The 25,919-nt window shown below is 43.2% G+C and carries 21 protein-coding genes; 2 read left to right on the top strand and 19 right to left on the bottom strand.

Annotated features, from left to right (window positions below):
- Positions 1 to 39: 39 nt before the first annotated feature.
- Positions 40 to 3,123 (bottom strand): glycoside hydrolase family 2 TIM barrel-domain containing protein, encoded by a 3,084-nt coding sequence (locus MKX51_RS05930; RefSeq protein WP_340991561.1) that lies wholly within the window; start codon positions 3,121 to 3,123, stop codon positions 40 to 42.
- A 139-nt stretch (positions 3,124 to 3,262) separates the two neighbouring features.
- Here MKX51_RS05930 and MKX51_RS05925 point away from each other — a divergent pair, with 139 nt between their 5' ends.
- Entirely contained in the window at positions 3,263 to 4,111 is an 849-nt protein-coding gene (locus MKX51_RS05925; RefSeq protein ID WP_340991560.1) for a helix-turn-helix domain-containing protein, read from the top strand.
- A 155-nt stretch (positions 4,112 to 4,266) separates the two neighbouring features.
- On the opposite strand, the gene ltrA is transcribed toward MKX51_RS05925, so the two are convergent.
- On the bottom strand, positions 4,267 to 5,229 hold the full coding sequence (gene ltrA / locus MKX51_RS05920) for a group II intron reverse transcriptase/maturase (protein ID WP_340991559.1): 963 nt from the start codon (positions 5,227 to 5,229) through the stop codon (positions 4,267 to 4,269).
- 2,040 nt (positions 5,230 to 7,269) lie between these two features.
- Here ltrA and MKX51_RS05910 point away from each other — a divergent pair.
- On the top strand, positions 7,270 to 8,307 hold the full coding sequence (locus MKX51_RS05910) for a hypothetical protein (RefSeq protein WP_340991558.1): 1,038 nt from the start codon (positions 7,270 to 7,272) through the stop codon (positions 8,305 to 8,307).
- A gap of 155 nt (positions 8,308 to 8,462) precedes the next feature.
- Here MKX51_RS05910 and MKX51_RS33155 read toward each other — a convergent pair whose 3' ends face one another.
- The 17 genes from MKX51_RS33155 to MKX51_RS05830 form a co-directional block, all read right to left on the bottom strand.
- Complete coding sequence (locus tag MKX51_RS33155) at positions 8,463 to 8,597, bottom strand: acyl carrier protein (protein ID WP_445322061.1); 135 nt, start codon at positions 8,595 to 8,597, stop codon at positions 8,463 to 8,465.
- A gap of 787 nt (positions 8,598 to 9,384) precedes the next feature.
- Complete coding sequence (locus MKX51_RS05905) at positions 9,385 to 9,564, bottom strand: hypothetical protein (protein ID WP_340991557.1); 180 nt, start codon at positions 9,562 to 9,564, stop codon at positions 9,385 to 9,387.
- A gap of 215 nt (positions 9,565 to 9,779) precedes the next feature.
- On the bottom strand, positions 9,780 to 10,958 hold the full coding sequence (locus MKX51_RS05900; RefSeq protein ID WP_340991556.1) for an acyl-CoA dehydrogenase family protein: 1,179 nt from the start codon (positions 10,956 to 10,958) through the stop codon (positions 9,780 to 9,782).
- A 129-nt stretch (positions 10,959 to 11,087) separates the two neighbouring features.
- Entirely contained in the window at positions 11,088 to 12,356 is a 1,269-nt protein-coding gene (gene fabD, locus MKX51_RS05895; protein WP_340991553.1) for an ACP S-malonyltransferase, read from the bottom strand.
- Between the two features lie 6 nt (positions 12,357 to 12,362).
- Positions 12,363 to 13,448 (bottom strand): HAD-IIIC family phosphatase, encoded by a 1,086-nt coding sequence (locus tag MKX51_RS05890; RefSeq protein WP_340991552.1) that lies wholly within the window; start codon positions 13,446 to 13,448, stop codon positions 12,363 to 12,365.
- A 27-nt stretch (positions 13,449 to 13,475) separates the two neighbouring features.
- Positions 13,476 to 13,724, bottom strand: coding sequence for an acyl carrier protein (locus tag MKX51_RS05885; RefSeq protein ID WP_340991551.1), 249 nt, complete (start codon positions 13,722 to 13,724; stop codon positions 13,476 to 13,478).
- A gap of 58 nt (positions 13,725 to 13,782) precedes the next feature.
- Positions 13,783 to 14,637, bottom strand: a complete 855-nt coding sequence (locus MKX51_RS05880) for a 3-hydroxyacyl-CoA dehydrogenase family protein (protein ID WP_340991550.1) — start codon at positions 14,635 to 14,637, stop codon at positions 13,783 to 13,785.
- Positions 14,638 to 14,709: 72 nt separating this feature from the next.
- Positions 14,710 to 15,420, bottom strand: coding sequence for a ParB N-terminal domain-containing protein (locus tag MKX51_RS05875; protein WP_340991549.1), 711 nt, complete (start codon positions 15,418 to 15,420; stop codon positions 14,710 to 14,712).
- Between the two features lie 20 nt (positions 15,421 to 15,440).
- Entirely contained in the window at positions 15,441 to 18,329 is a 2,889-nt protein-coding gene (gene uvrA, locus MKX51_RS05870; protein ID WP_340991548.1) for an excinuclease ABC subunit UvrA, read from the bottom strand.
- Positions 18,329 to 19,246, bottom strand: coding sequence for a hypothetical protein (locus MKX51_RS05865; protein WP_340991546.1), 918 nt, complete (start codon positions 19,244 to 19,246; stop codon positions 18,329 to 18,331). The genes uvrA and MKX51_RS05865 overlap by 1 nt, the downstream gene beginning before the upstream one ends.
- 36 nt (positions 19,247 to 19,282) lie before the next feature.
- Positions 19,283 to 21,091, bottom strand: coding sequence for a non-ribosomal peptide synthetase (locus tag MKX51_RS05860; RefSeq protein WP_340991545.1), 1,809 nt, complete (start codon positions 21,089 to 21,091; stop codon positions 19,283 to 19,285).
- A gap of 25 nt (positions 21,092 to 21,116) precedes the next feature.
- Complete coding sequence (locus MKX51_RS05855; protein WP_340991544.1) at positions 21,117 to 22,124, bottom strand: BtrH N-terminal domain-containing protein; 1,008 nt, start codon at positions 22,122 to 22,124, stop codon at positions 21,117 to 21,119.
- A 33-nt stretch (positions 22,125 to 22,157) separates the two neighbouring features.
- The gene (locus MKX51_RS05850) at positions 22,158 to 22,982 is read right to left on the bottom strand and encodes a pyrroline-5-carboxylate reductase dimerization domain-containing protein (protein ID WP_340991543.1); all 825 of its coding nucleotides are present in this window, start codon (positions 22,980 to 22,982) and stop codon (positions 22,158 to 22,160) included.
- Positions 22,983 to 22,999: 17 nt separating this feature from the next.
- On the bottom strand, positions 23,000 to 23,275 hold the full coding sequence (locus MKX51_RS05845; RefSeq protein WP_340991541.1) for an acyl carrier protein: 276 nt from the start codon (positions 23,273 to 23,275) through the stop codon (positions 23,000 to 23,002).
- Positions 23,276 to 23,328: 53 nt separating this feature from the next.
- Complete coding sequence (locus MKX51_RS05840) at positions 23,329 to 23,694, bottom strand: carboxymuconolactone decarboxylase family protein (protein WP_340991539.1); 366 nt, start codon at positions 23,692 to 23,694, stop codon at positions 23,329 to 23,331.
- Entirely contained in the window at positions 23,672 to 24,751 is a 1,080-nt protein-coding gene (locus MKX51_RS05835; RefSeq protein WP_340991538.1) for a PLP-dependent cysteine synthase family protein, read from the bottom strand. Before MKX51_RS05835 ends, MKX51_RS05840 begins: the two co-directional genes overlap by 23 nt.
- A complete protein-coding gene (locus tag MKX51_RS05830; protein WP_340991537.1) occupies positions 24,748 to 25,917 on the bottom strand; it encodes an LL-diaminopimelate aminotransferase in 1,170 nt (389 codons plus the stop codon). Before MKX51_RS05830 ends, MKX51_RS05835 begins: the two co-directional genes overlap by 4 nt.
- Positions 25,918 to 25,919 lie beyond the last annotated feature (2 nt).

Genomic DNA, 25,919 nt, shown 5'->3' with positions numbered 1-25,919 from the left:
AAAGGATATCATCTGAAGTTTGCAGCGGATGCGTTTTTCTTAAGAAATAATTTCTATAGTTACCGTATACACATAAATACCTTTCTTAATTTGATAGGGATCGTGAATATTTTTGGTCCAGCCGGTATCTCCACCAAGACCTGCATGTTTGTGATCAATATGAAGATAAACAGAATCTGAATGTCCCAGCTCGTCTTCATAGGCGGCATTGTCATATTGCTCAATACTGTGTCCATGAATATCAAAATGGAAATGTCCCGCTGCCGATACTTTTACTGCTTGTTCTTCGGATGACAAATATAAATACCGGACATCCTCCTTACCACCGCATTCTACCGGTAAGATATAGGGTACGTGCTGCTGTTCTACAGTGCTCTCATATACTCCAACGAATGCGGCAGATTTACGATCCGCGTAGTTCTCCCATGGTCCGCGACCATACCATTTCAACTTCTTCCAGGCATCAGAGAACTTAAAGCTTAGCCCAATTCTCGGGAGAGTGTCGACCTTGGCATTGTTCACAACGGTATTATTGATTTCTATACCTTTGCCGCCAACGGTGTAATTGGTTTTGGTTTCAATGCATCCATGATATAGACAATGAACTTGAATGATAACAGCAGCTGGTGCTGCAAATACCCGGATATTCTTGATTTCTTTTTGATGGGAATGGAGACCGAGCGCTTTCCATTCATCTGCATAATTGGACGATTCGAGATGAATACCTGCATCAATGCCTGTCGGAGGGCGATAGAAGTTATTTGTTCCTCCCGTGAAATAATGCTTGTTATTGTATTTTACAGAGATGAACTCTGCGGTTTCTTTCGAGAAAAGAACCATTGTATTTTCATTATAGATATGAATTTCATTTGCCGTTTCATCATACTTCAAGCTATCCTTTTCTATATCTCCGGTATGCACTTTATTCACAGAATCCTTAATCTCTATCTGGCAGGCATAAATACAGGCTCCCTTCTTAGAATAAAAGGTGTCCTCGTCCAAATAAGCATAGAAATTCAGAAAAGCTTCCCCGGAGACTTTAGACGAATCGTATGGCGCTTGCAGCTTATCAACGGATCCGGGTGCTGTGTGATATCTAGGCAAACTACCGCTTTCAGTCACCTTTCCATCGCAAACCAGCTCCCAAACCATATTCAAATGGCTTAAATCCCGATGCGTGTAATGATTATAAATTCGAAAGCCATTATTCCCAGGCATGTAATCGATCTGGATAGGAGCTTGTACATTTTTTATTTCATTCGCAGCCGGCTTGAGCGTTAGATCAGGGAAAACAACACCATTCAGGCACATATCAGGTGCAGGATCAGTAACCTCTTCCTGGAATGCCCCGCCATAGACATACTTTTTATTTCCGTCTTTATCCTGCCTAACTAGCGCTTTATCCTGAAAATCCCAAATAAATCCTCCTTGAAACCGCGGGAATTTATGAACGAGATCCCAAAATTCCTTAAAGTTTCCGTTACTGTTACTTTTCGCATACGCATATTCACACATAATAAAAGGACGCAAATCTTCGCTATCAGCCATGACATCCAAGATCCAATCTTTCTGAGGATACATAGGCGCCACAATATCGGAGATATTTGCCGGAGGACTCAGAGACTCATACTGAACATACCTTGTTTTGTCATACTCCTTAATCCAGCCGTACATAGCAGCATGATTCGCTCCATAACCGGATTCATTACCCAGAGACCAGAGAATAATGGATGGATGATTTTTATCTCTAAGAACCATCCGTGTAGCCCGTTCCATATACGCATTTGTCCATTCGGGGGATGCGCTTAATTGACCGCCAAGACCGTGTGTTTCAATATTCGCTTCATCCACCAGGTAAATGCCCAGTTCATCACACAGGTCATACCATTCGATGGCGTGCGGATAGTGACTTGTTCTTACCGCATTGATATTCAGCGATTTCATGACCTTGATTTGCTCACGCATATATTCTGTTGTTACGACTCGTCCCGTTTCAGGACAAAAGGCGTGAAGATTGGTTCCCCGTATAATGAGACGCTTCCCATTAATTCTCAGGACCCCTTTGCGATCGATCTTCACTTCACGGAAGCCGACATTCGCGCTCTCAATATCAACCACATTTCCAGAACAATCAATCATTTCTAACACCAATTTATAGAGATACGGATTTTCGTCGCTCCACAAGTGAGGATTTGAAATGGTTTTCGTAACCTTTGCTACATATTTTTCTTGCAGGTAGAATGCAAAGTCCGCAAACTTTGGCGTTTCAAACGCAGTCACCAATTGCTGATCGCTATCATACAGGGACAACCGCACATGCGCATCACCATAACCATTCACTTGATTGTTAGGTACAACCTTCACAGATAATTCGGCATTGCTGTAATTACCGGAAAAGAGGGTTTCGATCTTATAATCATGGATGCGCATCTGTGGTTTTGCATAAATGAGAACATCCCGGTAGATTCCCGAGAGATGCCAGTAATCCTGATCCTCCAGATAAGTACCGGCTCCAAACCGCATCACCTGAACAGCTATACGGTTTTGTCCCTTTTGAATGTAATCCGTGATCTCAAAAGAAGCGTTAAGCTTGCTGTCCTGAGAATAACCAACCAGCTTGCCGTTTAACCAAAGATAAAAACACGATTCTACACCTCCAAAATCAATAAATATATCCCTTTCGTAAAAATGTTCGTCAATTTCAAACGTTAGGACGTAACAACCGGTAAGATTACTCTCCGGCACATGAGGCGGATTCAAAATGTATTCATTAGGCTTGAGTTGAATCTCATGATGTGAACCCTCCCCTTTTTGAACAAAGGGATACAACATATTGGTGTATACAGGTTTTCCATACCCCGAAAGCTCCCAATGGGAAGGAACCGGAATATGATCCCAATCGGAAACATCATGTTCAGGACTATAGAATTCATCCGTTACTTCATCGGGAGATCCAAAGCATTTAAACTTCCATATTCCATTCAGGCTTTTTACGTATTTAGACTTTCTCCGGTCTCCGCTTAAAGCCTGTTCAACGGTTTCGTATACTCCGTAGGGCTCATGCATGGGATAACGTTTTTTTTGAGTAACATATTGATTTTCCCAATCTCTGCTTAGCTTCATAGGCTTAAATAACACTCCCATCGATTGTTCTAATTGGTTGATCTTTCAATGTAGATAACCTTATAATATAAGGAAAATTCCTTATATTAAATGTTGATTATGGTATTTCATTTATCCATTTTGGCAGGAGTGTGAATACATGAATTTTGAAGACATTAATGAAAATGATGTAATCTACCGGTGTATCGGCAAAGATTTTAATCAGGGTATTTTATCTTGCGGCTTTATGCGGAAAAGATCAGCAGAGCGTTCTCAATATGATTTCAAGATAGGATATTACAGCTGTTTTGTAGTATTGCAAGGCAGTGGAACGTTTATTTCTGCGGACGGTACTGTTACTCCTATGCAAGCAGGCGATTTGGTTCAACGTCTACCTGAACGTTTGCACTCTACTGCAATTGAACCAGATGGGAATTGGATCGAGTTTTATATCAGTATCGGGTATCCTGTCTATTCATACTTACAGACACTTGGCATTATTAATTCCGATAAGGAAGTCCAATCGACACAGCATACGAATGATTTTTTCTTTGATTTTGTTTCCTTGCTGAAAGCCTTGAAAAGTGCAACAGATGAAAGTCTTCCTTCCCTGCTAATGAAGTCTCAGGATTTGATTATCAGATTACACAGCAGCATTCAAAATGCTCATAGCAATGAAAATGAAAGTAAAATAACAAAAGCCTGCGAGCTGATTAGTGCCTCCAATGATATTCACTTTGATATTCAGGAAGTGGCATCTGCCGTGAATATGGGCTACGAGAACTTTCGGAAATTGTTTAAAGAGACTACGGGAATTTCCCCTAAGCGATACCACACTGAACATTTAATGAGACAGGCAAAAATGATGCTGCTGTCTGGACTTCCCATCAAACACGTAGCCGTCAGTCTTGGTTACGGGGATATATATTCATTCACCAAACAATTTACGAAGTCAGAAGGGGTATCTCCAGGACGATATATTCGTAAAACAAAACCTGTTCAAAATTAGGTCTGAAAAGTAGGGTAAGACAAGGGATTACTCCCTCGGACTCCCCGTCAAACCGTGCATGCGGATTTCCCGCACACGGCTTTCCTTCGTCAGTTCCCCATCTTCAGGAGTGAGCTTCCTTCATCCGTCGCCGGATTGCCTATTTCACTCCTGAATTAGGAACGTGTGGTGAGTAAGCTTGTTAGAAATACCATTCCCGCTGATTCCAATACCTTATTTAAACTCAGCCGGTTTGACACCGTAGATTTCTTGTGACGCATAAAGTCTCGCACCCTCATTCGCATCCATTGATCCAGACGTTCAAACTTCTTCTTCACATTTCCTATACCGAAATAATTTCCAAAGCCTCGGACAATTCCATTTAATTTCTTGAGTATTCCGTCTAGGTTGTTTCCTTGTTGCCTGCGGGTCGCGTTTCGCACTTTCTCTTTATATTTCTTCAATTTCGCGTCCGGCAAGGTCACATATTCCCTCTTCAAGTCGAAACCCAGAAAACGAAATCCTTCATCAAAATCCACAACCTTTGTTTTCTCCGGATGCATCCGTAGACGCAGGTCTTCTTCCAGTATCTTCTTTGCCGCCAGATATGCCGTCTTTGCCTGCTCCTTAGTCTTGCATAGGATCACCGCATCGTCCGCATACCTTACTACAGCAAATCCCTGCTCCTTCATTCCCCAGTCAAACGTATTCAGATAGATGTTCGCCAAGAGCGGCGAGATCACTCCACCCTGAGGAGACCCGATTTCTGTTTCATGGAACTGATCATCTTCCATGATTCCCGCCGTTAGCCAATCGCGAATGAGCGTCAGCACTTTTCCATCGGTGATTCTCTCTCGCACCTTCTCCATGAGTCCTTCGTGTGGAATTTCATCGAAGAAAGATACAATATCCAGGTCTACCACATGTTCATATCCGTTTCGTTTGGCTCTCCGAATGGTCCGTATGGCTTGATGTGCCGAGTATCCTGCCCGAAAACCAAAGCTATAATAGTAAAATTCCTCTTCGAAGATAGGCTCAATGATTTGACGGACGGCTTGCTGACAGATCCGATCCCGGACCGTGGGAATGCCTAGCGGTCTTAATTTCCCATTCCCCTTCTCGATATAACGTCTGCGCACCGGATCGGGTAGTTACCGACCCTGCTGCAATAACCTCTGAAGTTCCCTTAGGTTTATGTGCAGATTCTTTTCGTACATTAGGGTGTTTACGCCGTCCACACCGCCACTTCCTTGATTCTTCTTCACCGATAGCCACGCTTCGTGCAGATTGTTCATTTGGTATACCTTATCGATTAAGGAGTAGTAACGTCTTTTCGGTTTCATTGGTGTTTCACCACCTTTACCGTGACTCACCAAGCTGGTCTTGTTTTCGCTACAGAGCATCGATTCCTTGCTCGTTCCATCCCGGCAACTGCGTGCTAGAAAAAAACTTCAATCGCTCCTGCTGCCTTTGGATGTACTCAGGTCGCCAGTTTGCCTCATCCCCAAGCGTTCTTTCGCTCTCGGCGGGACGTACCCTCTCGGTCAAACCCTCGCTGGTTTAAGACGTTTACGATCTCCACTCACGAACACTCACAAGCTTTGACAAAGCACGTTCCCTTCGCCTCTGTCTCTCCTCTTTTGGAGTGAGAGCAGGGTATGCGACACCACTTTTTTTCTGACTAATTGCCTTTCAAAAAAAATCAGGCGCATACTCATCCGGGTTTTCTCATCCAGACTGTTACCAGCTTTCATTGGCCCGAATTTACTCACTACTACGAAACGATCCGCCATCTCGCAATCCTTCGCATTGGCTTTCCCTTTCGGTTATACCGCCCCTACCTTATCGCGTTTGCGTCAAGGAGACTACGGGACTTCCCTCAGTCACCTGCATCTTCTGTTCCATCCATCCTGACCCTAATCACGTCGATGAGTCCTACGGGTCATCTCCCTTTGTTTGTTTTCCTGTAGAATATACTTGTGTATAAGTTTCCCCGTTTTCTATGCGGGTCACCCTACCATCGCCGCCACCTCTGGTTCACCGCATTCCGGGCTGGACTTTGCCTGCAGGCCCTTCGGATTCTTCCTCACGGAAGACACCCTGCCAATCCCGCACGTGAGTGCCGGATTTCTGCTTCGGCTACGGCACTTTAAAGGGAAAAGTTACCAGGTGGATTTGAACCACCTAGATGATGCGACTGTGAGGCGCACACAAAAAAAGCAACTCATCCGCAGACAGGTTGCTTTATAAATGCGCTATTGTTAACGGATTCCGGATACATTCCCTGGCTATCTTTATAGCCACTTTCCCTGCGGAAACTCTACTCTTATCAGGTTGAAAGCTATTGATCTTATGAGCTAGTGCATCTGGATCAATATTCACACTGACTCCAAGTCGGTCCACAATCAAGTTGCGGATTGTGCTCTTGCCACTTCCATTATTACCCGCAAACACAAACATCGTTGCCTCTGTCTCATTCATGGATAAAATCCTGTTCATTCATCTCCTCGATTTTACCGGACTATATCCCCTAACATTATCCCCTTCATTTGTCTTATATACTATATATATCCCATTTGTTTTAGCATCCAATTTGGCACGGTCACCTGTTAGTCGAATCAATTTGGCACGGTCCTGTGTAATATTCATCAATATAAAAACACCTCATTTCCGCTTATAGTTCGAGTATATCCCATTAGTTGCTCATCGTAAGGAACTAGCATAATGCCACTATCAAAGTAGGCGACGAGTTTTTCCTGAAACTGGTCTAGAGCTTGGGCAAGCTTGCCGGACAATTGGAGATATGACCCATTTAAATCCTGAAGCAGTATATCCGTTAGGAAGAACGTCTGCTTAATCATCAGCCTAAACGCTTTGGCGAAAGATTCGTTGTAAACCTTCAGCTCTTCTTCGGACGGCTGCGATATCCTCTCGGGTGACAGCTTTTGGGGCAATGGGTTTTACTACTTGCTTTGTTCGGCATGATCTTCGCTATCCCGTATTTCATACAGCGACTTATGGGAATGATTTGTGCGGTCTTCCTGTTTTATTGATCTCACCGATTATATATTTTTTCCTTTTATAGAATATTTTCTTAACGTATAATATGGTATATATAATATAATTTACTTAAATGCATATCTCATCACATTCCGTAACCAATAAGGAGGAACGTCTCAATGAAACTACCGCTTGGCCAGCCTGCTATTGTTGCATATCCTGTACATCTGAACCACTTGTCCGTTATCTCCAGAAACACTGACTATGAGCCTTGGTTCTACAGCAATTATATTCAGCTGTCGTGTCCGCCAGAATTCCCCCATGACCGCACCAAAATCATGAACTTCTTTAATTATGATTTTGACCATCCATTCTATGACACATCTCCCTTTGCGGCAAATACCAGAACCGAACGTATTGGAAATCAGGACTCTATTATCACTAGTTTTATTCAATTATTGGACAACCAGAAATACTTAAGCGTTTATGCAGATGACTACGAGCTTCCTTTCAGGGGGTGGTACCAAACTGAACATTTGCCGCATGAACTGTTCCTGTACGGATATGATTTAGATTCTGCTGTATTTTACGCACTTGGCTACCAGGGACCCGGAATTCCCGGAGAACAAACAGTGACGTTTAAGGATTTCGTTCAGGCGTACACCAGCGCAAGTGCATTGATTACAGCGAATTACGCGGATTGCCACTGGATGCATTTCGACTATCAATTGGAATATAAAGCGAACCATTATCCCCTGGATCTAGAGCTAATTATCCAGTCCATTGAATCTTATCTGCAATCCACCGAATTCGACCTGATGCCGGGCACCGTATGCGGCATTTCCGTTTACGGGCTGCTTAAGGATTATTATCACAACTGGTTTCATTCCCTCACGGCATTCGATGTGCGTCCCTTCCATCTGCTCTGGGAGCATAAGAATCTCATGTGCAAAAGAATAGATTTCATCCAGAAGTACACTGGGACTGTCTTAAGCCATCTGCTATCCGTCTCCGATGAACTTCAAAAGGATTTTCTCAATCTGCGGAACCGGATGCTCAAGGAGCAAATTTCCAGACAAAAGACTCCGCCCGGTCTTTTTGCTAAAATAATTGACGTATTAATAGAGCGGGAAGTGCAGCTTCTCTCCGCTCTAGTGCAGCAGCTCGGGCGTGAAGCAGACACTTTTCTCCCGCAGGCTAATTCATCACAGGCATAGATGGCTGGCACATATCCAAACAACGAACCCCCTTTATGTAGATTCGCTGTTTCGCATGACATTTATTGACTTCCGACCGACTCCTTGGCTTCGATAAAAGAAACCAGATGCTGGGGCGTCGGGAGCTTGTCGGTATTTAACTCATCATCTTCAAATTAAAAGCCGAACTCGGCCTCAATGGAAACCTGTATTTTAATAAAAGTGATGGAATGAATGCCTAAATCGGCTAGGCTACCGTTTAAATTGATTTGCTCCAAGGGAATCGACAACTCCAGATTACTCCGGAGAATTTCTTGTAATTCTCACAACAAGCTCGGGCAGATTATCGGGCCAAGGCTGCGGCTGCTCAGCAATAAGCTAGTCTTCTGGTGGGGGTAGGACCTTCCGGTCCCGCTTCCCGTTTGGCTTACGCAGAATCTCTTCCAGCCTGAAGAAATAGAAAGGAATCATAATTTCATGCAGGGTCCGGCTCAAAGAATCGCATATCGCGGCAGGCGTCAGACTGCTGTCCGATACATAATAGGTGCATAAATAATTATTGTTTTCTTTATCCTTCCATGAGATTACGGTAGCCTGGTTAATCGGCATGCATTACAGCAGCGCATCCTCTATCTCCTCCAGCTCAATCCGGTGCCCTCTTATTTTAATACGATCTGGACAGGGTCTTACATCCCTTTCCACCTGAAAATCATCCTCAGCATCTCGTTAGCTTGCACCACTTGATGCTAAGCCCTATACATGGGCATCGGCTCCTTGACCCGGAAAGCCAAAGAATGAATTGCTCTAGATAAAGCTACGGGCGCTCAAGCACTGAAACAAAATCCCCTCCTGCATCGGGCTCGATGCCAGAATGTCCTCTACGTTTTGCCACTCCGGTCTCTCTTTTCCCACTTGCTCTAGCCCCATGAAATATAATCAAGCTCCAGCCCTTATAAAAGATGATTTAGCCATAATCGTTAACTCCCAGGCGATCCTCTTATTGGTAAATCAAACATTCCATGTATTTTGCAGGTATCAAAATAATAAAATAGCGCATCCTCGCCAACTTGATGGGGATTTAGTTCCTTCTTTAGACACTCACGTTTCTACTTCGCTCTTTAATATACTCAAGGGTCTGGGATAAGGCTTATTCATGGCGTAATTCTCGTGCTTCGGCAGCACCAGCCTTTTACCCTTGATATATGCAACCTTTATTCCTTTTCTCAGGACAAAATTCAGCGTCTCTTCGATACGGTTTCCCCCTGCATCCAGGTCCAATACCTAATTCGCTCCTCCATCCACTCCCAATTTTCTTGGTAAACCTTCCTTCATTCGCTAAATCTTCATGTTGTTCATCAGTTCGAAATGTTGACTTTAGCCAAGAGAGTAAAGATATATTAATTATCAATGATTCGACGCTTTATCAGAATCGAAGTAATAAGGCAGGATTATTGGCACGAATCTCCTGGCGCCGAAGCCTTTTAGATGCCCATTTATTCTATCGTCTTCTTTCCATTGTAATATTCCCTTAAAGCGTAACTAGCAATCATCTCCTGTTGAATTTGTGAAGTGCCCTCGATGATTTCCAACACCTTAGCTTCACGGAATAATCTCTCTACAGGATATTCGTTATAGCACCCATTACCCCCATGAACTTGGACAGCGTCCATTGTAACTTTCATAGCTACTTTTGACGAAAAATATTTTGCTACTGTAGTTTCAACAATTGATTCCGGTTCCATTTGTTTACGAAGTTCACCAGCCCGAAGACAAAGCGCTCTAGCCGCATGAATCTCAGTAATGCTGTCAGCAATGATACCCCGAATCAGCTGAAACTGATATATTTTTTTGCCAAATTGCTTGCGCTGCCTCGCATAATTCACCATCGCCTCAAGAGCTTCTTGAGCCAACGCCACACCAGCCCATGCGATGCTGTATCTTCCGTGATCGAGCGCTGTGGAAACGATGCAGCTGAAGCCTCTGCCTTCTGCACCGAGCAGGTTCTCTTTTGGTACCCTTACTCGGTTGAATTTGACTTCAGCGATATGACTTCCTTTTGCAGCCATTAATCCCAGCATCTCTTTGATCTCTATATCTGGATTCCGATCGACCAAAAAAGCCGATATTTGTTGTTCGGCATTCTTTGCTATTACCAAGAAGAAATCAGCTATACCTGCAAGAGTAATCCATTTCTTATGACCTGTAATTATATAACTGTCTCCGTCCTTCTCATAGCTGCTCTCAATCCCCTTGGCGTCTGTGCCCGCCTTCGGTTCGGTGAGCGCAAATGCGCCTATTTTCTCTGCTGAGGAAATAAGAGGCAACCATTTTTTCTTTTGATCAGTTGTCCCCCAACGCAAAATACTTTCCCCGATAAGAGATGTCCCAACCGTTAATAGCGCTCTTGTAGAAGAGCACGCCTTTCCGATCTCTTCATTGAGCATGCCGTAATATACTGGATCTAACTCAAGTCCGCTGTACTCAGCGGGGAAAGTAGCTCCCAAATACCCACGTTTGGCAATCTCATTAATTAAAGTCCTTGAGAGTTTTCCAGTTGCATCGTGTTCACGGGCCAAAGGTCTAATATATTGATCAGCAAATACTTTCGCTTCTTCAATAACAAGCTCTTGGCTTCGGAGCTGTCCAATATCGTGTTGGATTTGAGTATTCAATTGCTTTCACCTCGTTATATTATTGATCGATGCTGTGTTAGGCTCTGGCGCCAGAATTCTGATAGATGTTGTGCCCGATCCATTCGTGTCTGGAAACACACGAACAAAGATAATGTCTGTATACACCTCTTAATTCTTGCTTAGCACTGCATCCTTTTGTTCTGTCAGCATATAATAATTCCCCGTATAATCAAGGATATGATGAATACAATCATTCCTTTCCTTCTCGCTTACCCGCTTAGTCTCAAATATGAGCTGTAGCAAATTTAGCGCCTCTCTCATCTGCATAACGGTAGGTTTAGCATTTTCCTTCTCCAAAGTTTCCTGTATAAACTGTAGTTTGCGGTACGGTTCAACCACACCCTTGTTATACTCTTCCACATTCCAATTTTTATTGGGTGTGGCTGCCACTGCGGCAAGGCACTTGGAAATAACAGTGGGAGAAGTTTTGCAGAAACCCGTTTCGTTAAACAGTTCCTTAATGGTCTGGCGCTCCTCTTTCGTTCCATAGCATAAAGATTTGATATTCGGATTGCTTTCTCCGATAAGCTTACTAAGGACATTTTTAGGTCCTATCTCAATAGAAGTGTTTACTCCGTATTTTAACAAATAGGATATAGTCGATTGCCATTCTACCGGCATATACATCTGTTTGGCTAACAAGTCCGCAATCTGTTCGGGTTGAGCGTAAGGCCTGCCGGTAACATTAGAAAGGACAGGCCATTTGAAGGGGTAATACGTGTGTTTTCCCAGTTCCTCGCGAAATTCCAGTGCAGCTTTTTCCATTAATATACTATGCATCGGTGCACTCATAAAAAGTGGAGTTACCTGTCCATCATGATTCAAACATATTTCTTCGATCTCCTCGACGGCATCCATTTCCCCGGAGATTGCCACTTGATTTGGGGAATTGTAACAGGAGATTGAGACAACCCTTCCCTCGCTAGAAATCCTTGAGCATTCTTTTTCAAATTTCCGTGGATTTACCTGATCCAATATCGTCATTGTACCAATCGAACGCTGAATGAGTGCGCTGGTAATAAGGCCACGTTTATTGACAATTGCAACAGCATCCGCAAACCGAATTGCTCCGGCACAGGTTAATGCTGCATATTCTCCCAAGCTATGCCCACATGAAAAGGATGGGCGTACACCTATCTCCTCCATAAACGCCCGAAACATAGCGACATTTGTGGTTAGCAATGCAGGCTGAATAATTTCCGGTTTGGACAGTTCAGAGAGTGAGCCTTCAAAACATACTTTATCTAAAGGGTAACCCAATATATCACTTGCTTCCTCAAACGTCTGCCTTGCCACTTCAAACTGATCATAAAAGGACTTAACCATTCCTACATACTGCGACCCCAGCCCGGGAAATACAAATACTGTTTTAGGCATGTAGTGTCACCTCTCCTGCAAATTAACGTCACTGGTTAGCTGAATGTAATCCGGACACTGTTGAATTTCGAGCAAATCATTTCTTAAAATGGTAATAACACCGTTGCTCTCCGCCTCTTTGAAACCTGCAAATTTATAAGTAATATACATCATTCTATTTCTTCCATTCGGCACAAATTCTGCTTCAAGCCTGACCTTATTCTTGGAAGCCAGTACACTTAAGAAATAAAGCATAATTGTTCCAATACCTCTGGACATCACACGGCAAGACATAAGTAAAAGCTTAATTTCCCAAGCTTCTTCTCCTTTTTCAATAAGTATAAGTCCAATCTTTCCATATGATCCGTATGCGTCATCAAGACTGGAAATCAGCAGAAGATGTTGGTCCGACTGCATAAACTCCAATAATTCTTCATAGCTATAAGTGTAGCCTGTCGTATTCAACTGGTGAGTGCGAATAGTTAATTCCTCCACACGCTGCAAGTCTTTTTCCGTCACGGTTGAAATATGAAGCTTCATCTTGAGTGAAGCAAGGAAGTCTTCTTTAACTCCTTTATAATTTTCTTCCGCTTCATTTCGCCGTATATCATTTATGTACAACAATCTGCGGTTTTTGGAATCCTCCGTAATAAATTTTGGATGCAAAGCTGGATAATCCAACATTGAATGAATTTCTGGTGCTCCAATACATAGAACTTCAGGAAGGGCGAAAACGACTTCATCCAGTTCAAAATCCTGATCATCCACAAATGCAATGGAATCCATGCCAATGTTTAGATGCTCCTTAATCGTTTGAATGGAAGAGGATTTTGCATTCCAATTTATCTGAGGATACAGAAAGTAATGATCCATTTGAAACATTTTCAACTTTTTCATTGCTGTGTCATAATCATTTTTGCTAGAGATAGATTGAAGAATGCCTCGGTTGTCTAACTCTTGAACGATATCGATGATGCTATCGCGCAGCACAACTTCATGATCTTCAAGCAGCACCCCCTCCCAAAGGGTATTATCGAGGTCCCAAACCACACATTTGATTTTCTTTTCCACGACAGTCTGGTCTTCGTGAGTATTCAACAATTGGATGTTCACAGCCTCTCCTCCTACAATACAAATTCACTATGAAACAGCGGCCAATTTCTTTTCTACCAATTCCGCTATCAAGTCAATAGACCGGAAATTATCCAGATCAAGATCTTCATTCTCAAGCCTTACAAGAAATTCTTTTTCGATGAACATGACCAGTTGCATGGCAAACAGTGAGTTTACAAAACCCAGAGAAAAAATGTCCTCATCCTCTGCCAGTTCGCGCTTTTTGAAGTATTTTGATAAAAACGCTTTTGTCTTTTCCTTAATCATATTTTCCATTGATTACACTCCTTTAATATAGTTAAGGATATAGAACACCCTGCTATCCGAAAACAAGCTAAGTCTCATAATCATAAAAACCTTTCCCTGACTTTCTTCCCAACAATCCGGCGTCCACCATTTTCTTCAGTAACGGACAGCAACGAAATTTAGGATCCTGATAATCTTCGTATAAAACTTTCAATGACAGAACGACAGTGTCCAATCCGATTAAATCTGCAGTTTCCAAGGGGCCCATCTTATGTCCATAACATTTCTTGAAAATATCATCAACATCAGATGGATTGGCAACCCCATCCTGCACTACAAACGCCGCTTCATTCATCAGGAGATGTGAAAGACGATTAGCAACAAATCCCGGGGAATCATTGACCAAAATCATTTCCTTATTCATACGATCAAGAAGTCCCCGGGTGGTCTCGATAGTTTTTGGGGATGTGTGAAAGCCTTTGATGGCTTCTACTGCGGCAATCATAGGCACCGGATTCATGAAGTGAATTCCGATTATACGATCAGGTCTTTCGGTCAAAGCTGCAATCCGTGTGATTGGCAGGCATGAGGTATTCACAGCAAAAATGCTCTCTTTAGAACAAACCCTATCAATCTTGTTGTAAACCTCCTTTTTGACATCCCAGTTTTCAGTTACATTTTCAATAATGAACTCCGCTTGCTCTAATTGCTCATACTCGGTTGTATATGAAATACGAGCCAACGTCAGCTCCATATCCTCTTTTGGAATCTTATTCCGGTTAAACATTGCTGTCATTCGCAGCTTATTGCGAACTTCCTCTTGCGCACTTTGTAAAATATCGGTACTCTTATCGAGCAATATTACCTGAAAGCCAGAGGACGCCAATGTTTGGGCAACCCCCCTTCCCATGACCCCTGCACCGATAACTCCAATAATATTCAAGCGGTTATCCCTCCTGTTATGTTAAATCGATAGACAAGCGGCCATAAATATGTTCATCCTGATCTTTTTTCTTTATTTAAGCTGCAAACTGCTTTCTTCCAAAAACTGTGATCTATCCAATTCACTTAACCTGATATTCACGTTCTCGAATTTATGATGGACAATGAATCTGGTTACACCCGGTGGCAAAACGCATCCTTCTCTAACCAGCTGAATAATCTCATCGAACTGCAATGACGGATATTGCACGATAATCTTGTTCTCTCCGGCCATTGACACGAAAGGATGCTCCACACGTGTCAGCGGATACCTGTTAATATAAAGACTAGTTATTTCATTCCACTCTGTAACCAGCTCATGAATAGAAGAGGGAGGAAATTTCGTTGCCCATATTTCCCGATGGTCATGATTATTTCCAACCCAAATTCTAATTTTCTCACTTTCACTTTCCGGAGCGCCGTTGTATTTCTCCACTTTATCACTCAAACTTTCCACCCAATCACCGTATTCAACAACATGCGACCACGATTGCAGGATGAAGTCCTTCTGTTCAAGGATTTGACAGGGAATTTGCGTATATCCAAGCCTTGTTAAGGACAGGAACCGGTGAACCCCGTCAAGAATTAGATAATTTAATCCAAACTCCATCTTTACTACAATTATGGGATTTTTTAAAATTTTCTCGTTCTGCAGGGATTGGAATACTTCATCAACTCGTCTGATTTCATATTGTTCATGTAGCCGAAGCTTACAGGAGTCGATTAGCGCGATTTGTTCTGTCAATCATTACTCCCCCTTTAATATCAAAAAATATTGTAGTTCAATGCTTTTCCCAGAAATTTCCCGGTATATGACTGCGGTACATGTATCACTTCCTCTGGAGTACCGGTTGCCACTATATAACCACCGTTCCGGCCCGCTTCCGGCCCAACATCAATAATATAATCTGCCGATTTAATCACATCCATATGGTGCTCTATGACCAATACGGTGTGCCCCGCCTCTACGAGCTTATTTAGACAAATCAACAACCGTTCTATGTCTATCCAGTGCAGTCCTGTTGTGGGTTCGTCCATAATATATAGGTTGTGAGCACCTTTTTTTATTTTGCCGAGTTCTGTGGCCAGCTTGATTCTTTGTGCTTCGCCTCCAGAAAGCGTACTGGAGGATTGTCCCAGCTTGACATAACCGAGACCCAACTCGTTCATAACATTTAATTTGTGCAAAATGTATTTGTGATCCTGAAAGAAGAAGGCTGCTTCCTCCACGGACATATTCAACACCTGCGCAATATTTTGCCCCTTGAATTCAATCTCCAGAATATCCTTGCTAAATCCGGTTCCCTTACATACCGGACATATTGTTTCAACATCGGGCATGAATTGCAATTCCGTGACGAGAATACCATTGCCTGCACATTCATCGCATCGGCCGTCCTTGTTGTTGGAACTGAAATAGGCGACTTCATATCCTCTGGATTTCGCTTTTTCCGTATTGGCAAACATCTCACGAATTCGGTCGAAGAACCCAACGTAAGTTGCCGGATTAGAACGGGAGTTCTTTCCGATAGGCGATTGATCAATATTAATTACGTTGTTGATATGTTCGTAACCGCTGATAGACTCGTGTTCTCCCGGTACAATCCGTTGATCCCGGTACAGTGAATGCAACTTTTTATATAGAATGCCGTTGACGAGACTGCTTTTTCCTGAACCTGAAACTCCGGTCACGCAGACAAGCACACCCAAGGGGATGTCCACATCAATATTTTTGAGATTATGTTCTTTGGCCCCTGTAATGCTTATAAAGCCTGTTGGCATTCTTCTGAACGCGGGAACAGGAATTTTTTTGCGTCCTGCCATGAAATCCCCGGTCAATGATTCCGGATCGTTCATAATTTCCTGAACGCTGCCTTGCGCTATAATGTGCCCGCCATGTTCGCCGGGGCCAGGCCCAATTTCAATAATATTGTCGGCTTCGCATATGGTGTCCATATCATGTTCAACTACGATGACAGTATTTCCCGAATCTCTAAGCTTCTTCATTGTGTCAATGACTCTGTAGCTATCCCTGGAATGCAGTCCAATGCTGGGCTCATCAAGTACATATAACATGCCGGACAGGCCTGAGCTGATTTGCGTGGACAGCCTGATCCGTTGTGCTTCTCCTCCAGAGAGCGAATCTCCACGTCTGTTAAGGCTGATGTAATGCACACCGATGTCAATCAGTAACTTGAGCCGAGTCGTGATCTCTTTGACAATAGATTCGCCGATCTGAATCTTATCTTCCGGCATAGGTAATGCAATCATGAACTCATATAACTCATCGACAGGCATTTCACCCAGTTCATAGATATTTCTGGAATTGAGCTTGACACCTAAACGTGTTTTGCGTAATCTTGTTCCAGCGCAATCGGGACAAATCTGATCAGACATATGCTTTTTGAAGATATATTCCATGGCGCTCCATGAATTATCAAGATCACCTTCCCTGTTCTCCCGGCTCGCATCCTTATACGATTTATCCAGCTCATTTATTAAACCTTGGTACATGACGGTCTTACCCTCTTCTGCACTCTTCCTGGTGGCGCCCGGTGGCTGAATCAGCATGATCTTACGGTCTTTGGTTCCATAAAAAATCACATTCTGCGCTTCCTTAGGCAATGCACTGAACGCAGTATCCAGACTGAAATGGTAATTCTGTGCAAGGCTGTACAGCAGCATGTACTTATACGGGTGTTTAATGTTAAAGAAAGTATTGGTCAATGCTCCCTGGTTGATGCTCTTGTTCCAGTTTTCCACGACAAGATGAGGCTGCGCCTTCTTGTAGATCCCAAGACCACGGCAAGTTATACATGCACTTTCGCTGTCGTTGGGTGTAAAGTAATAAGGCAATAGCTCTCCAACAAGGGTACGATGCTCCGCGCAACCGAACTCCCGAAAAAACGTCTCTCGTATAGTATCGTTTACCGCTTCTCCCGACAATTCCAAGCATACAAATCTTTCCCCAATCAACAGAGCGCTTTCGATAGCCACCGTTAGTTGTTTATATATATTCTCCTTCACAATAAACTTGTCAATTAGAACTTCGATCTTATATTCCTTAGTCTCATCCAGGATATGCTTTTGCCCTGAATCGAACAGTTCTCCATTGATCCTGAATGTACGATAACCCTTTTTTCTGATTGTATCGAACAAATATGTATATTTTTCTCCATAGATTTTATATACTGGCGCATAAATTTCCACTGATGTCCCATGAGGAAGGGACAGAATATGCTCGGCAATCTGGTTAATCTTTTTGGGATAGAATTCATGCCCGCAGTGCGGACAAGCCGCCACACCAAGAGATGCAAACAGCAGCCGGAGATAATCCGTTATATCCGTCATGGTGCCGACCGTAGAACGGGGATTTCGGATCCCTTTCTTCTGTTCGATCGCCAGTACCGGAGACAGCCCGAACACAAAATCGACATCAGGCTTCTTCAAGAGGGGAGTAAACCTCCGGGCATAGGTCCCGAACGATTCCAGATACCTCCGCTGACCTTCGCTGAATATGACGTCAAACACAAGCGATGATTTACCGGAGCCACTGACGCCGGTAACGACGGTGAGAGCATCCTTGGGAATATCCACACTAATATTTTTAAGGTTATTTTCCCTGGCGCCTTTCACTTCGATATGTTTGATCATTACTGGTTGCCTCCCTCGTAATAATAAGCAGCTTCGTCCACCTGCATTCTACTCTTGGTTGTTAATCTGACCGGAGACGATAGTTTCTGGATCACCTTTTTCTCGACCAGCCATTCACATGCTTCCGCCAAGAGCGCCGGGTCTATATTCGCTCTAGACAATTTCCTGTGGATTTCGCTCATGGCTACCTCCATTCCGGCTTCCTGAAGGATATCCAAGATTAGTCGGAAAAGCACCATCGTTCTTTCTTCAAGGTAACTCTCGATCAGACGCAACATGCTGTCCATTACGTTCTCGTCTTTGTGTAGTTGCAATAGCTGGGTATAAACCGAATTGAAAAACTGCGGATGGATGCTGAGCGCTTGATCGACAACCTCCCTGAATGGAACGCCGCCGTTCAGCAGAACTTCAATACTCGCCAATTCATTGACCAGATTCCTTTGGGCCATATACATGCTGTATAGCGGGTCTTGCTTGATATAAAGAAATTTTTGAGACTTGGCCAGCCCGGCCACAGACAAAGTTCCATATCTCAGCAAAAGGAGATCGCGATCATTATCAGCTATTACTGACAGTCTTCCTAGTAAGTCGTTTAAGGTTTCATCCTTGGAGAACAGCAAAGTAGACTTCAATATCCACGAGCTGCTCTCCAATGCTGATTCATATTCACGTTTGAATTGGCTACGGTCATAAATACCTGTATTAATAATAATATCGTTTTCAATAAGGCTGTGAAATTTGTACGGTTTCTTTGGATCATCAACAATGAGAATCAGGTCAATATCGGACTTTCTCCATACCTTATCATGATAGAGACTTCCTGCGAGAATTGCGGCAATGACCAGTCTATCTTCTTTAATCTTCTTAATGAAAGAATCCAGCACTTCCCGATATTTAGCCGTTATGCTATCACACATACTTCTCACCCTTCAAAAATTTATTTATCTTGCGGCTTACAAATGAATCATAAATGTACAACTTTTGATATAAGAGATTATACTGTTCAACGTTGGATGCATCTCAATACTTAGATTCATATCATCGAATTCGAAGCCGAATTCAGCCTCTAGATCAACGATAAACTTTATAAATACAATAGAATTCACCCCGTACTCTTTCAGTTCTTCGTGGATATCGATGCGGCTTATGTTAACAGGTATTTCGATGTTTTGATTTAGAATTGTAATCACCTTATATTCAATGCTGTCATTATCCAGCTGCAAATCCTCATCTGGTTGCGTAATGGCGGTTTCAGGCTCTGGCAATCTTTTTCTATCCACTTTGCCGTACAGTGTTTCAGGAATCTGGTCCAAGCAGATAAAGTATGAAGGAATCATCGCTAAAGGCAGTTTATCTATCAAATAATCATGAATTTCAGCTGAATTCAGCTGCGATTCTGAGATGTAATATGCGCACAAGTATTTATGGGAACCCTTGCTTTCTTTACCGACAACTACAACCTGCTTAATCGCTTCATGATTTAACATGTGGTACTCAATTTCTTCCAATTCTATCTGAAAACCATTGAGCTTGAATTGATGGTCGTTCCGGCCGATGCATTCCAGCTTACCGTTAGGCAATCGTCTAGCCAAATCCCCAGTCCGGTACATCCGCTCACCTGCTGCAAACGGATTAATTGCGAATTTCCCCTCAGTTAGCTCCGGAAGATTATTGTAGCCCCTCGCTAAGCCTTTGCCCGCTATGCATAGCTCACCAATTTCGTTGTCGGAGACTGCGTTCAGTTCCTCATCCAGTACATATACCTGGGTGTTCATGATGGGTATGCCAATATCAATCATTTTTTGCTGCGTTACATCGCTGACCGTTGCCCAGATCGTTGCTTCAGTTGCTCCGTACATATTATATATTTTTGCTTGTGTTAGCTGCTTCAGCTTGTTCAACAACATCTGGGAGAATGATTCTCCGCCGATCATTATTTCCGACAGTGTTCTTAAGCAAAACACATTTTTCTCATCTTTCACCAGCAACTGGGCACGAGTTGGGGTTAGCTGAATCATTTCTATGCCATTGTTGAAGATGAAATGACTTAGCAGTCTAGGATTGTTCTGCTCAGCCTCACCGGCAATAACAACATTTAAACCGCAAGTCAAGGGCAAAAGTGTTTCCAGCACAAAAACATCAAAGGATACCGTCGTCACCGCGAGAATTTTCTTTCCAGGTTGAAAATCAATAACTTCTCTCATTCCCTGAAAAAAATTGACCACCGCTCTATGTTCGATTAGTACACCCTTTGGCTTGCCTGTTGAACCTGAAGTGTAGATAATGTAAGCCAGATCATCCGGTTGGTTTATGTCTGCGGGATTCTCCATAATAGTGTGGACAAATGGCTTCTCATCGATGAACATGCATTCAATATCCAGCTTTAAGCCAGCGAACAAAGTCTCGGTAATCAGAAGCCTCGCTTGACTGTCTTCAAGCATGTATTGAATCCGTTCCAGTGGATACTGAGGGTCAATCGGCAAATAAGCGGCACCGGATTTCAGAATCGCAAGTATGCTTACGATCATTTTCATAGAACGGTTCAACAATACTCCGACGACATGACCGTGGCTGATTGACATTTCCCTTAAATGGTTGGCAAGACAATTGACTTCTTCATTCAGATTTCTGTACGAAATCTCATCATCGCCGAAACGAAGAGCGATGCTTTCTGGCGTTCGCAATACCTGTTCCTCAAACAGGGAATGTATGGTTGAAGTCATCCCATTATGCGCTTTGCGCACATCCATATAACTGTTCATTATAGTCGTGAACACTCCTTCTTCATTAGCACATTTCGGTGAACATGTAGGCGATCTCTTCTTCGAGATCGGCGGCTTGCATAATCTTGTCCGCGATTTTCACATTATTATTGGATAAGTTACCTGATAAAGCTGATTTCCATAATAAATTGCTGACCCAATCCCATAATAGGGCCGCGTGATTCAATTGTTCAATAGATCCGGAAAAATCAAGCTGCGGAGTAATCCGGCTCATATATTCCAGAGATTTGGTAAACAATTTGCGGTTCCAACCGATGTTTTTCAGCCGCCAGATGATAGGAGCCATATTCAAGTTTGACTGGTCATATCCGTACACTTCATCGCGCAAGTTCATATTCTCCCGGACAAACATTGCGAATAACCGCATGGTTTCAAAATTATTCTTCGGACCGAATTCGTCCCCAAAATTGTTGTAATACCCTTTATGTCCCAAGACTTTAGCGGTAACCTCCCGCAAGACTGGTCGCGCATCCAAAGGTGAACTCTCAGCGGGCAAATAATTAAAGATACCGCACATGACAAGCTTGTCTTGTAAAAAGTCTACGGGAAGTGAAACATTGTTCTTAGGAGGCATTGTATCTACACATATCAGACTGCAGGTTGCGTTATCCATTCCGACAACCAGAACAAAATGGCTGTTATGGATCTTTTGATAGTCGTTTTGCCAAGGGCAATTATAAATATCTACTTCAATCGCTATGGGAAGCCCTTTGTTCAACTCATTAAGAATTATATTCATCAGTTCTCCGAAATTGACCGCGCGCTGCATCACGAATTCAATACGATGAAATTCCCGGAGAACAGGGGCAATTCGTCCCTTACCTGAATGAATTCTCCAGCCTAGTAGTCCGGGATAGTCAGGATTCTCCTCGTCAATGCCAAAGCCCCAGGATTGCGTAAAAATCATTTCATAGTTATAACCTTTCCAGTCAGCGACAGATGCAATTATACTCTCAAAACAGTCGCTATTTTCGTACCATAATGGCTTGATATCGAGTAAGGCCTCCAACATTTCTCACTCCCTACGACAGTTAATTATATTTCTCTAGCCATCGCTGACTTCTGCAGTCAAATATTCTCTACTTAAGATTTCTTTAACCATTTCATGTTTCTGCAGGGTTACCCGAAATACTTCATCAAAGGCTCCTGGAAGATATTTGTTGATACTATTAATCCCCTCTTCCGTGATTCCTCCTTTTGTGGCAACCTTGGACATTAACTCGGAAAGAGTCAATTCCTTTTCGATCAGTAATTTCAAGGTGGCATAAAACGTCCGGATCACCATTGACTCGGTCTCTTCCCGCGAAAAGTCACCGCATCTGGTTCCCGCCAAAATAAAGTTCTCAAGCATAGCAGCGAACAGTCCGGGAGCGCAGCTTGTCAAATCGGCACCCGATTCAAAGCCCGTTTCGGCGATAAGTTTAACCTGGCTGATTGAAGAAAAAAGTAATTCTACATACTTTGCCTCTTCCGGACTGACATATAGATTATGACACACCAACGAATAGCCTTCGTTCACCTCAGATGTTATACTTGGAATCACTTTGGTCGCTTTACAAGGGATCACCTGGCAGATATTATCCAGAGTTACGCAAGCAGCAATGGAGATCAGATGCGTATCCGGCAATATTTCCGCTTTGATTTCGGCAAGTACCTCCCTCACTTCGCGAGGTTTCACACATATAAAAATATACTTGCACTGCTTCGCCAATGACCGATTATCCGCGCAGCGTTCCACGGGTAGCTCAAGCGTGGACACCGATCTTGTTGATACTAAGATTTGTTCAGGCTGCAGGCAGTGGGTGTTGAGAAACCGATCGACCAGCATACTCCCCATATTTCCAAGCCCAATAAACCCGATTTTGTTCATTCTAAACACCAACCTTCTTATAGGCCCAAATTATCCGATTCCCAAGATAGGATATACTCCGCCAAATCGCAGACAGAGTTCATAATATAATCGTTCTCTTCGTCAATGTTCATTTCGATTTCATATTCTTTTTCGATCTCTACCATAATTCGAATGAGAGCCAGCGAATTTAATCCGAGTTTTTTCAGTCCGTCCTTCCCGGAATCAATTGCAGTTGCCTCTAACTCAAAATCAGCAATGGATGCAACAATCTCCTTTACTTTGGCTTCCACTTCTGTTTTAGTCGTTGTCATTTGTAAGCTCCCCCTTTAAAATAATACAGCCTTCTGCCGCTGCTCTCCGAGAATCATAGGCCAGCCTCTTCCTTGCTTTTCAAGTCAAAAAGGATACGTATCGCGAAATTCATCGCCGACAATCCCGAGAATAGAAACACCAGATTTGCTACCGCATGAAGTTCCTTCCATGTAGCTCCTAGTCTTCTTGAAGATATGGCATGGACTTGTGCGCCTTCCCTCATATGCGAGGCTAACAGTGCGAACAAAATCATTTGACCCGTCTTTTCATCAAGCTCGCCTGAATGCATGCTTTTCTCCCGGAAAAGTTCGTGAATTTCAAGAATTTCTGGCATTACTTCCGTAGAAAACTGATGTCTTTTTTCTGTAAGTTCCGGCACAAACCCAAATAGATTTTCATAAGGTTCCTTGATCCTCATCTTTCAGCACCACTCCTCTTAACTTACGGATAAATTCGCTGTAATCCGTCAATCCGTCAATGTTCAAAATATGGACATCATTGATATTTTGCTGTTCTACAACAACGCCTTTCTCCATCAGCCATTTGTCAGAGTAAATAGAGTCCAGATACTTCTCTCCTCCGTCGGGCAGAACGCACAGAACATTTCCGGCTATTTCATTGCACATGTCTATTGCAGAGTGCATCACTCCCCCGGAGGAACCGCCGACCAATATTCCTTCCTGCAGCGCCAATCTTCTGCACATATTAAAAGCATCTTGATCCGACACTTTAATACCTAAGTCAATATCGTGGTAGATGAGATTTTTGGGCTGAAAATAGTTTCCTGGGCCCTGCTGTAAATATGGTCCCTTTTCCCCACCGAACAACGTTGACCCCAAGGGCTCTACACCGATAATCTGGATCGATGGATCGAATTCTTTGATTCTTTTGGAAATACCGCTTATGGTTCCCCCTGTCCCGACACTAATAAATATTGCTTTGAAATATATACCGGTTTCTTCCATGAAATTAATGATTTCCTGTCCGGTATGTTTATAGTGGGCAAGAGGAGCGTTCGGATTTTCATACTGATTGGGAACAAACACATGATCCAGTATATCTCTGGCTTGATTGACAAATTCAATTCTTCTTTCGGTTAAATCTTCGCTGTCATTCTTTTCTGTTGTTATCATGACAATAGTAGCTCCGAGCGCCTTGAGCAGTTTGATTTTTTCATTGGGGCAATTCTTGTCAACGACGATGATATTGGGATAACCCTTGACCCTGCTCACGATACTTAACCCAATGCCGGTATTTCCCGATGATGATTCCAGAATGATACTGTCTTTATTCAGTTTCCCTTCGGCTTCTGCCTCGCTGATAATATTCAAGGCAATTCTGTCCTTAACACTTTTGCCGGGATTGAAGAATTCTAGCTTGGCAAAAATATTCTTCCGTTTATGATCCGCCAGCTTGTTAATCCGGACAATCGGTGTATTCCCAACCGTTCCCAGTATATCGTTATATAGAATCATAGCGTTTCCAACCTTTTTAATACTTCCTCGATTTGGTGACTGGGCAGATTGATGGCTATCCGGATATAGCCTTCTCCCATGCTGCCGAAACCGATGCCAGGAGTGACCATGATTCCTTTCTTCTCAAGCAAATACTCGGCGAAACGGATGGAATCCATATTGTATTTCTCTGGTACCTTGACCCAGAAATAAAAAGTGGCACCAGGATTATCGAAATCCCATCCCAACCGATTAAGTCCCTTAGCCAGCAGATCCCTGCGTACCGAATACTCCTTTTTCATCGCTTCGAGCGCATCCGCAGGCCCAGTTAATCCTTCTATACCGGCATACTGCACTGCTTTAAAGACACCGGAATCCATACAGCTCTTCACCTTGGCAAGTGCGGCCAGCACTTCGCTGTTCCCGACGACAAAACCGAGCCTCCAGCCCGTCATCGCAAAGGTTTTGGAGAAAGAGTGGAATTCCACTCCCACATTCTTCGCCCCCTTCACGGACAAGAAGCTGAGTGGCTTCAAACCGTCAAATGCCAACTCAGAATAGGCAAAGTCCTGAGCGATAACTGTACCATTTTTCTCGGCAAATCGGATGGCCTTTGCATAAGAAGCTTCATCCGCCATTACGGAAGTTGGATTGTTGGGATAATTGAGAAACATCAGTTTGGCCTTTGACGCTATCCCCTGCGGAATATCCTCCATAATTGGGAAATATTTCTCCCCTCTTGTCAAAGGCATAAAATACGGGATTCCTCCGGCCAGAATAATACTCGACAGGTAAGCCGGATAAGCCGGATCGGGTACAAGTGCGTAATCTCCTTCGTTAAGAATGGCCATGGGCAAATGCGCCAAGCCTTCTTTAGAACCGATAAGCACCAAAATTTCCGTCTCCGGATCAAGTTCTACCTCATAATTGGTTTTATACCACCGGCTTATAGCCTCTCTCAACTCTTTCTCACCTTTAAAGCTCGGGTAACGATGATTGTCCGGATTATCCAATTGCTCCTTCATCATGCGCACTATATTTTCTTGCGTCTGGAAATCTGGATCACCAACCCCCAGATCAATAAGATCCGAATGGCTCATGATATAATCACTTTTCATTTGCTCCAGTTTTGCGAAAATATACGGCGGCAAATCTAGTACCCTTTGTGACACTTGCAACCTGCTCATAG

Source organism: Paenibacillus sp. FSL M7-0420 (genome assembly GCF_038002345.1).
GTDB lineage: Bacteria > Bacillota > Bacilli > Paenibacillales > Paenibacillaceae > Paenibacillus_AQ.
The sequence above is the reverse complement of the archived record's forward strand: the minus strand, read 5'-3'. Positions and strand labels throughout refer to the sequence as shown.